This is a genomic window from Streptomyces hainanensis, from assembly GCF_004348415.1.
Lineage (GTDB): Bacteria > Actinomycetota > Actinomycetes > Streptomycetales > Streptomycetaceae > Streptomyces > Streptomyces hainanensis.
Map to the genome: position 1 here is coordinate 1 of NZ_SMKI01000337.1, position 8,726 is coordinate 8,726.

At 70.8% G+C, this 8,726-nt stretch carries 8 protein-coding genes and 1 other RNA gene; 8 read left to right on the forward strand and 1 reads right to left on the reverse strand.

Annotated features, from left to right (window positions below; genetic code table 11):
- Positions 1 to 124: 124 nt before the first annotated feature.
- Positions 125 to 1,231, forward strand: coding sequence for a peptide chain release factor 2 (gene prfB / locus E1283_RS25935; RefSeq protein WP_132820575.1), 1,107 nt, complete (start codon positions 125 to 127; stop codon positions 1,229 to 1,231).
- A gap of 258 nt (positions 1,232 to 1,489) precedes the next feature.
- Positions 1,490 to 2,248 (forward strand): hypothetical protein, encoded by a 759-nt coding sequence (locus tag E1283_RS25940; RefSeq protein ID WP_165956242.1) that lies wholly within the window; start codon positions 1,490 to 1,492, stop codon positions 2,246 to 2,248.
- Positions 2,249 to 2,366: 118 nt separating this feature from the next.
- Here the strand turns inward: E1283_RS25940 and E1283_RS25945 are convergent, their stop codons facing one another.
- A complete protein-coding gene (locus tag E1283_RS25945; RefSeq protein ID WP_132820577.1) occupies positions 2,367 to 2,561 on the reverse strand; it encodes a hypothetical protein in 195 nt (64 codons plus the stop codon).
- A gap of 267 nt (positions 2,562 to 2,828) precedes the next feature.
- Here E1283_RS25945 and ftsE point away from each other — a divergent pair, with 267 nt between their 5' ends.
- From ftsE to E1283_RS25975, 6 genes are all read left to right on the forward strand, one after another.
- Positions 2,829 to 3,518, forward strand: a complete 690-nt coding sequence (gene ftsE, locus E1283_RS25950; RefSeq protein WP_132820578.1) for a cell division ATP-binding protein FtsE — start codon at positions 2,829 to 2,831, stop codon at positions 3,516 to 3,518.
- A gap of 20 nt (positions 3,519 to 3,538) precedes the next feature.
- On the forward strand, positions 3,539 to 4,450 hold the full coding sequence (ftsX, locus tag E1283_RS25955; RefSeq protein WP_132820579.1) for a permease-like cell division protein FtsX: 912 nt from the start codon (positions 3,539 to 3,541) through the stop codon (positions 4,448 to 4,450).
- An 89-nt stretch (positions 4,451 to 4,539) separates the two neighbouring features.
- Positions 4,540 to 5,688 (forward strand): S41 family peptidase, encoded by a 1,149-nt coding sequence (locus tag E1283_RS25960; RefSeq protein ID WP_132820580.1) that lies wholly within the window; start codon positions 4,540 to 4,542, stop codon positions 5,686 to 5,688.
- Positions 5,689 to 5,700: 12 nt separating this feature from the next.
- The gene (smpB, locus tag E1283_RS25965) at positions 5,701 to 6,180 is read left to right on the forward strand and encodes an SsrA-binding protein SmpB (RefSeq protein ID WP_132820581.1); all 480 of its coding nucleotides are present in this window, start codon (positions 5,701 to 5,703) and stop codon (positions 6,178 to 6,180) included.
- A 60-nt stretch (positions 6,181 to 6,240) separates the two neighbouring features.
- Positions 6,241 to 6,613: a transfer-messenger RNA gene (gene ssrA / locus E1283_RS25970) on the forward strand.
- 98 nt (positions 6,614 to 6,711) lie between these two features.
- Positions 6,712 to 8,646 (forward strand): penicillin-binding transpeptidase domain-containing protein, encoded by a 1,935-nt coding sequence (locus E1283_RS25975; protein WP_132820582.1) that lies wholly within the window; start codon positions 6,712 to 6,714, stop codon positions 8,644 to 8,646.
- Positions 8,647 to 8,726 lie beyond the last annotated feature (80 nt).

The window sequence follows — 8,726 nt, forward strand, 5'->3', positions numbered from 1 at the left end:
CGGCCCGCCCGGGAGCGCGCGCCGCCCGGCGCGGCCCTCCGCCGCGGGCCGCCCCACCCGGGCCCCGTGCTCTCGCGGTCAAGGCCGCCCCGTCCCGGGGGTCGGCAGCGGTTACGCTGGTTGTGTGGCAGTTGTCGACGTATCCGAAGCTCTGAAGTCTCTCGCCTCCACCATGGAGTCGATCGAGGCAGTCCTCGACCTCGACAGCCTGCGGGCCGAGGTCGCCTCGCTGGAGGAGCAGGCGGCCGCCCCCACCCTGTGGGACGACCCGGAGCACGCCCAGCAGGTCACCAGCAAGCTCTCGCTGCTCCAGGCCCAGGTGCGCAAGACCGAGGAGCTGCACGGTCGGATCGACGACCTCGAGGTGCTCTTCGAGCTCGCCGAGGCCGAGTCCGACGCGGACACCCGCCGGGAGGCCGAGGTCGAGCTGGCCTCCGTCCAGAAGGCGGTGGACGAGCTCGAGGTCCGCACGCTGCTCTCCGGCGAGTACGACCAGCGTGAGGCCATGATCAGTGTCCGGGCCGAGGCCGGTGGCGTCGACGCCGCCGACTTCGCCGAGCAGCTGCAGCGGATGTACCTGCGCTGGGCCGAGCGCCGGGGCTACCCGACCGAGGTGCTCGACACGTCCTACGCGGAGGAGGCCGGCATCAAGTCGACCACCTTCACCGTCAAGGCCCCCTACGCCTACGGCACGCTCTCCGTCGAGCAGGGCACCCACCGCATGGTGCGCATCTCCCCCTTCGACAACCAGGGCCGCCGCCAGACCTCGTTCGCCGGCGTCGAGGTGCTGCCCGTGGTGGAGCAGACCGACCACATCGAGATCCCGGAGAACGAGATCCGGGTTGACGTCTTCCGCTCCTCGGGCCCCGGCGGCCAGTCCGTCAACACCACGGACTCGGCGGTCCGGATCACCCACCTGCCCACCGGCATCGTCGTCTCCTGTCAGAACGAGAAGTCCCAGATCCAGAACCGTGCCGCCGCGATGCGCGTGCTGCAGGCCCGGCTGCTGGCCCACCAACGGGCTCAGGAGCAGGCGAAGATGGACGCGCTGAAGAGTGACGGCGGCAACTCCTGGGGTAACCAGATGCGGAGTTACGTCCTCCAGCCGTACCAGATGGTCAAGGACCTGCGTACCGAGCACGAAGTCGGAAACCCCCAGGGCGTTTTGGACGGGGATATCGACGACTTCCTCGAGGCGGGAATCCGCTGGCGGAAACAGCAGGAGAAGTAACCTTCACACAACTTTCGTGCCCCGCTCGGTATTTACCGGACATCCCGCTTGACGGGGGTCGATTCAGCGGGAAAGCTGTTCGCCTGGCATGCCTATGTCCAGGGGTGCGTGTTGCACAAGGGCCGCGCGAGAGGCTCTCGTAGCCCCCGCATCGCCGCCGCCCTTGCGTGAGGCTGCCCATGACAAACGGGACATAGTCTGTACCGAACAGCTACAGGGGGTAGTGGATCTATGGCCAGTCCCAAGACACGCGCCAACATGGCTCGCGTCGCAGCGGCCGCCGTCTTCGCCGCGGGCGCCTCGCTCGCCGTCGTCGGCACGGCTTCCGCGAGCGGCAGCGAGAAGACCTCGGTGGAGACCCAGGAAGACCCGGCAACGCTGGGTGGCGTCTCCGAGGGGCAGGACGGGGGTCTGATCGGCGGGCTCGTCGGCGGCCTCATCGGCGGTGGCGACTCCGACGGTGACCCCGAGGGTGCTGTCGGCGGTGAGGACCCTGAGGGTGCCGTCGGTGGCGAGGACCCTGAAGGTGCTGTCGGCGGTGAGGACCCTGAGGGTGCCGTCGGTGGCGAGGACCCCGAGGGTGCTGTCGGCGGTGAGGACCCTGAGGGTGCCGTCGGTGGCGAGGACCCCGAGGGTGCTGTCGGCGGTGAGGACCCTGAGGGTGCCGTCGGTGGCGAGGACCCTGAAGGCGCTGTCGGCGGTGAGGACCCCGAGGGTGCCGTCGGCGGTGACGACGAGGGTGGTGCCACCACCGACGGCGTCGCCGAGGGCGGCGCCGGTCCGCAGCCCGACTCCGCGGGTGCCACCAGCCCGATCGAGCAGAACGACCCGTCCGAGCAGCTGACCGAGGCCGAGGCCGAGGCCACCACCGGTGGCAACGGCGAACTGGCCGAGACCGGCGCCTCCATGAACGAGACGCTGCTGATCATCGGCGCCGCGACCATGATCGCGGGCGGCGTGGCCTTCCGCTACCTGCCGCGGCTGATCAACAAGGAGGGTGGCGCCGCTGCCGCCTGACCCACCGGGTCACGGCACGCGCACCCCGCGTGACACAGCAGAAGGGCCCGGGGCGGCACAGCCGCCCCGGGCCCTTCTCACGTGGTCCTCGGAGATCGTACGGGGATCGGGCCCGCCCTCAGGCGGGCCTGGCGACCAGCGCCAGCACGGCCACCAGCGCCAGCAGCAGGGCGACGAGACCGGCCGGGCCGCCGAGCGTCGCCCACGGGCCGCGCTCCGCCCGCAGCCGCGCCAGCTCGGCCCGGCAGACGGCGCAACGGCCCTCGCTGACCCGCCCCGCGCAGTTCGCGCACACAAGCCACTCGGCGGTCATGCGATCGTCTCCTCTCATGTCCCTCGCTCTCTACTCTGCCAGGGTCCCACCGGAATCGCAGAAGCCGAGCCGGATCCCGGCCGGAAACGGGTGCCGGGGCCGGTGCGCGGCGACGGTGGATCGGCCGCGGATCCCCCCAACCGGCGCGAAACCCCGCAAAAGCGGATTGCCTGGGACGCCGCCTGCGGACCACGCGTCGCTTCGCGTATGGTCTGCCCCAGCGACGGGGAGCCCCCCGCATGTACCCCATCCCGACATGGTGTAACCGTGATCCGATTCGACAACGTCTCCAAGACGTACCCGAGGCAGAACGCGCCGGCCCTCAGTAACGTGTCCCTCGAGGTCGAGCGTGGCGAGTTCGTGTTCCTGGTGGGCTCCTCGGGCTCAGGCAAGTCCACCTTCCTGCGCCTGCTGTTGCGCGAGGAGCGGGCCTCCCACGGCTCGGTGCACGTGCTCGGCAAGGACCTGGGCCGGCTCTCCAACTGGAAGATCCCCCAGATGCGCCGCCAACTCGGCACCGTCTTCCAGGACTTCCGGCTGCTGCCGAACAAGACCGTGGGCGAGAACGTCGCCTTCGCGCTCGAGGTGATCGGCCGGCCCCGCGGTCAGATCCGCAAGACCGTGCCCGAGGTCCTGGAACTCGTGGGCCTCGGCGGCAAGGAGGAGCGGATGCCGGGCGAGCTCTCCGGCGGTGAGCAGCAACGCGTGGCCATCGCGCGGGCGTTCGTCAACCGGCCGATGCTGCTGATCGCGGACGAGCCGACGGGCAACCTCGACCCGCAGACGTCGGTGGGCATCATGAAGCTCCTCGACCGCATCAACCGCACCGGCACCACCGTCGTCATGGCCACCCACGACGCGCAGATCGTGGACCAGATGCGGAAGCGCGTCATCGAACTCGAGCGGGGCCTCCTGGTGCGCGACCAGGCCCGCGGCGTCTACGGCTACCAGCACTGAGCCCCGACTGAAAGGACGCCATGCGCGCCCACTTCGTCCTGTCGGAGATCGGCGTCGGTCTCCGCCGGAATCTGACGATGACCTTCGCGGTGATCGTGTCGGTCGCCCTCTCGCTGTCCCTGCTCGGCGGCTCGCTGCTGACCAACCAGCAGGTCAACAGCATGAAGGACTTCTGGTACGACCGGGTCGAGGTGTCGATATTCCTCTGCAACGAGAACGACGCGCAGACCGACCCCGCCTGCTCCAGGGGCGCCGTCACCGAGGACCAGAAGGAGCAGCTGGTCGCCGAGCTGGAGGAACTGGAGCTCGTCGAGGACGTGTTCTACGAGTCGGCCGACGAGGCGTACGAGCACTACCAGACGCAGCAGGCCGACTCGCCGATCGCCGCGGTGGTCACCCCTGACCAGATGCAGGAGTCGTACCGCGTCAAGCTGACGGACCCGACCAGGTACGACGTGGTGTCGTCCGCCTTCGCCGGCCGGGAGGGCGTGCAGTCGGTGCAGGACCAACGCTCCACGCTGGAGAACCTCTTCGACCTGCTGAACGGCGTCAACTACGCGGCCCTCGGCCTGATGGCGCTGATGCTGATCGTGGCGCTGCTGCTGATCGTCAACACCGTCCGGGTGTCGGCGTTCAGCCGGCGCCGGGAGACCGGGATCATGCGGCTGGTCGGCGCGTCCAGCCTCTACATCCAGCTGCCGTTCATCCTGGAGGCGGCGATCGCGGGCCTGCTCGGCGCGCTGTTCGCCTGCGTGCTGATCGTCGGCGTCAAGTACTTCGCGATCAACAACTTCCTGGCCGAGCAGATCCCGCTGATCAACTTCATCGGTTGGGACGCGGTGCTCTCGGTTCTGCCGTTGGTGCTGGTGGTGGGCGCCCTGATGCCGTCGCTTGCGGCCTTCTTCGCGCTCCGCAAGTACCTACGCGTGTAGGACGCGTGTGATGTATCACCGCCACGTGCTTCGGAGCGTCGCGGGTGAAACTCCCGTGCGCCCCCCGGGGGTGTCCTACACTCCGCACCATGTCACGACGGTGTCACGGAGTTTCGTTTCGGTCGCGGAGCCCGCGCTCCGCGAGGCGGGGGGCCGCCCTGGCATGCGTCTTCGCCGGTGTGTTGGTGACGGGGGCCGCCACCGGTTCCTGGCCGGAGGCCGCCGGCTCCACCGAGCTCCCGGTGGCCACCGGGCCGGTGCCCGAGCGTGCCGAAGCGGGTGACGACGCCCGGGAGTTGGTGAGTCGTAGCGGCGACCGCTGGGCCGCCGCCTACTCGGCCGAGGAGTACCAGGCCGTCGAGCTCACCCTGGCCGGCGAGTACGTCGGCACCGGGATAGCGGTACTCAGCACCGCCGAGGGCCGGATCGTGGTGGGCGAGGTGCACCCCGACAGCCCGGCCGAGCGCGCCGGGATCGTGGCGGGCGACGAGCTCGTCACCATCGACGGGGTGCCGCTCGCCGGCCGGCCGGTCACCGACGCGGTGGGCCGGCTGCGCGGCAGCACGGGGCCCGAGCCGTCGGAACCCGGCACCACGGTGCTGCTCGGCGTCGGGCGGGACGGCGCCACCCGGCAGGTGGAGGTGGAGCGGGCCAGGCTCGCCGCGCGGCCGGTCACCGTCACCCGCGACGAGCCGGGCGTCACCCGGATCCACGTCAGCTCCTTCGTCGAGGGCTCGGCCGAGCTGCTGCGCGCCGCGGCACGCAGCGCGCCGCCCGAGGACGGCATCGTGCTCGACCTGCGCGGCAACACCGGCGGCCTGCTCGCCGAGGCGGCCGCCGCGGCCTCCGTCTTCCTGGACGGCGGCCTGGTCGCCACCTACGACGTGCGCGGCGAGCAGAACGCGCTGCACGCCGAGCGGGGCGGCGACACCGACACCCCGCTCGTGGTGCTGGTCGACGGCGGCACCATGAGCTCGGCCGAGATGCTGACCGGCGCCCTCCAGGACCGCAACCGGGCGGTGGTCGTCGGCACGCCGACCTTCGGCAAGGGCACCGTGCAGCTGCCCGTCGTGCAGCCGGACGGCTCGGTGGCCGAGCTGACCGTGGGCCGCTACGCCACCCCCTCGGGGCGCACCGTGGGCAGCGGCGGCATCGCGCCGGACCTGGTGGTCGAGCCGGGCCAGGACGCCGAGGAGCGAGCCGGAAACGTGCTGGGCGGGCTGGCGGCCGGCCGGTAGACTCGCCGGGTCATGGCAAAGGAAAAGGGACGCAAGCTGATCGCCCAGAACAAGAAGGCGCGCCACGACTATCACGTTCTGGACACGTACGAATGCGGGCTGGTACTGACCGGCACCGAGGTGAAGTCGTTGCGGCAGGGGCGCGCCTCCCTGGTCGACGGGTTCGGGCAGGTCGACGGCGGCGAGGTCTGGCTGCACAACGTGCACATTCCCGAGTACGCCCAGGGCACCTGGACCAACCACAGCGCCCGGCGGAAGCGGAAGCTGCTGATGCACCGGGCGGAGATCGACAAGCTGATCGGCCGCATCCAGGAGTCGGGCCTGACGCTGGTGCCGCTCTCGCTCTACTTCGTGGACGGCCGCGCCAAGGTCGAGCTGGCCCTGGCGCGCGGCAAGCGGGACTACGACAAGCGGCAGACGCTGCGCGAGAAGCAGGACCGCCGGGAGGCGGAACGCGTCATCTCGGCGACTCGCCGTCGGCAGCGTGCGTGACGTATCATGGAGGAAGCGCGGCCGGGAATGTTCTCGGCGGGCTGTTTGTCAATTCAACATGGGGATGATCGGTTTCGACAGCGGATGTCGAAGTAGGGGAAGCGAGCCGAGGAAGCGCGGCAATGATCTCGTTAACCATGTGCCGTGAAAAAATAATCGCCAATAACAAGCGCGATTCCTTCGCCCTCGCTGCCTGAGCAGCGACTCGCGAAGTGTCAGCCCGGGCCTGTTCCCGTCCCGGTTCCTGGCATCAGCTAGGGGACTTACCTCTTAGTTCCGGTCGCGGGAGCTAAAGGGACACCAAACAGCGGCTGAGCCCGTCGGAGACTTGTCCGTGTGATCTCCGGGGCTGAGAAAATCGCAGCGGACTGCGCTCGGAGAAGCCCTCCTTCTGCTTCGTTGGACGCGGGTTCGATTCCCGCCATCTCCACTTGTTCGACAGACGGCGGATGTCCGTGCCTCGGCACGGGCTCCGCCGTCTTTGTCGTTTCTGCTCGGCTCGGCCCGTGCCGCGGCGGTAAGGTGCGCGCCATGGGGAACAGCGCACCGGGGTGGGACCCGCAGCGGCAGCCGGCGAGTTGGCGGTCACATCGAAGCGTGGTGATAGGCGGCGCCGTGCTGGTCACGGTGCTCGCGGTGGTGGCCGTGCTCGTGCTGCGCGGCATCGAGGGCGACGGCCGTTCCGACCAGGCGCGGGACGGCGCGGACGCCTTCCTGAGCGCCTGGGAGTCCGACGACCTGGCGGGCGCCGCCGCGCTCACCGACGATCCACAGGGCGCGCGTTCGCTCCTGGACTCGGTGCGGGAGAACATGCGCCCGGAGCGGACCGAGCTGGAGATCACGGGCGAGGTCGAGGCCGTCGACAGCGAGTCCGGCGAGTCCGGCGAGTCCGGGCACGACGGGATGCGGGTGCCGTTCACGGTGACGTACACCCTGGAGGGGGTGGGCGAGTGGTCCTACGACTCGGCCGCGGTGATGGTGCCGGCCGAGGAGGACCACTGGCTGGTGCGCTGGGAACCCGGTGTGATCCACCCGCGGTTGGCGCCCCGCCAGACGTTGGTGCTCACCACCGAGGAGCCCGAGCGTGCCCCCATACTCGCGGCCGACGGCAGCCAGTTGGCGGGCCCCGGCACCGTCTGGGAGATCAGTCTCTGGCCCGCGATGCTCAGCGACCCCGAGGCGGCCTACCAGGCGATCGAGGCCCTGGACGCCGGCGTCGACACCGAGGCCCTCGCCGACCGGGTGGCCGAGGCGGAACCGGACGACGCCGTACCGGTGGTGTCGCTGCGGGACGCCGACTTCCAGGAACACGAAGGGGAGTTGGCCGCCGTCCCCGGAATCCAGTTCGCCGAGGACACCCGGCCGCTCGCGCACGCGGCCAGGTCGCTCGTCGGCGGCCTCGACCCCGAGTCCGGCGTCGGCTCCTCCGGCCTCCAGGAGCGCTACGACGAGCAGTTGGCCGGCACCGCCACCTCCGCCGTGGTGATCGCGGACCGCGCGTCGGGCGAGGCCGTCGACACCCTCTACGAGCAGGAGGGCGGCGAGGCGGGCCGCCCGGTGGAGACCACCATCGCCCCCGAGGTGCAGCGCGCCGCCGAGGAGGCGCTCGCCGACCTGGGAAGGGCCGGCTCGATCGTCGCCGTACAGCCGTCCACGGGCGACGTGTTGGCGGCCGCCGACTGGCCGCTCGACGGCTTCACCCGCTCCCTCCAGGGCCAGTTGGCGCCCGGCTCCACCTTCAAGGTGGTGACGGCGGCCGCGCTGCTGGAGGCCGGGATGACCCCCGACGACCGGTTGGGGTGCCCTGCCGAGGTCTCGGTGAACGGCCAACCCTTCGAGAACCAGAACGAGTTCGAACTCGGCCCGGACACCACGCTGCGTGAGGCGTTCACCGAGTCCTGCAACACGGCGTTCATCGGCAACCGCGACCGGTTCGGGACGGACACCCTCAACCAGACCGCGCGGGCCTTCGGGATCGGCGAGGAGTGGACGGTCGGCGCCGCCAGCTTCGACGGCAGCGTGCCGGTCGCCGCCGACGAGAACGAACTGGCCGAGTCGCTGATCGGGCAGGGCCGGGTGCAGGCCAGCCCGCTGGTGATGGCCTCGGTGGCCGCCACCGTCGCGGACGGAACGTTCCGCCAGCCACGGCTCGTGCCGGCCGCCGTGGAGACCCCCTACCAGGCGGACACCACACTGTCCGAGGGCACCCTGACGGCGCTCCGCGAGATGATGCGGGCGACCGTGACGGAGGGCAGCGCCTCGGCGTTGGACGGCGTCCCCGGCGAGCCGCACGGCAAGACCGGCACGGCCGAGTACCGGGCCGAGGACGGCGAACTCTCCACCAACGCCTGGCTGATCGGCTTCCTCGGCGAGGACGACCTGGCGTTCGCCGTCGTCCTGGAGGACGGCGGCACGGGGGGCCGCGACGCCGGGCCACTCGCGGCGAACTTCCTGCGGGGCCGGTAGGGATTCGCGGGTCGTTCACCGGCGCCGGTCCCGGCGCCGCGCGCTATCGCCGGGCCGGGCGGATCGGGTCGGGTGTGGGG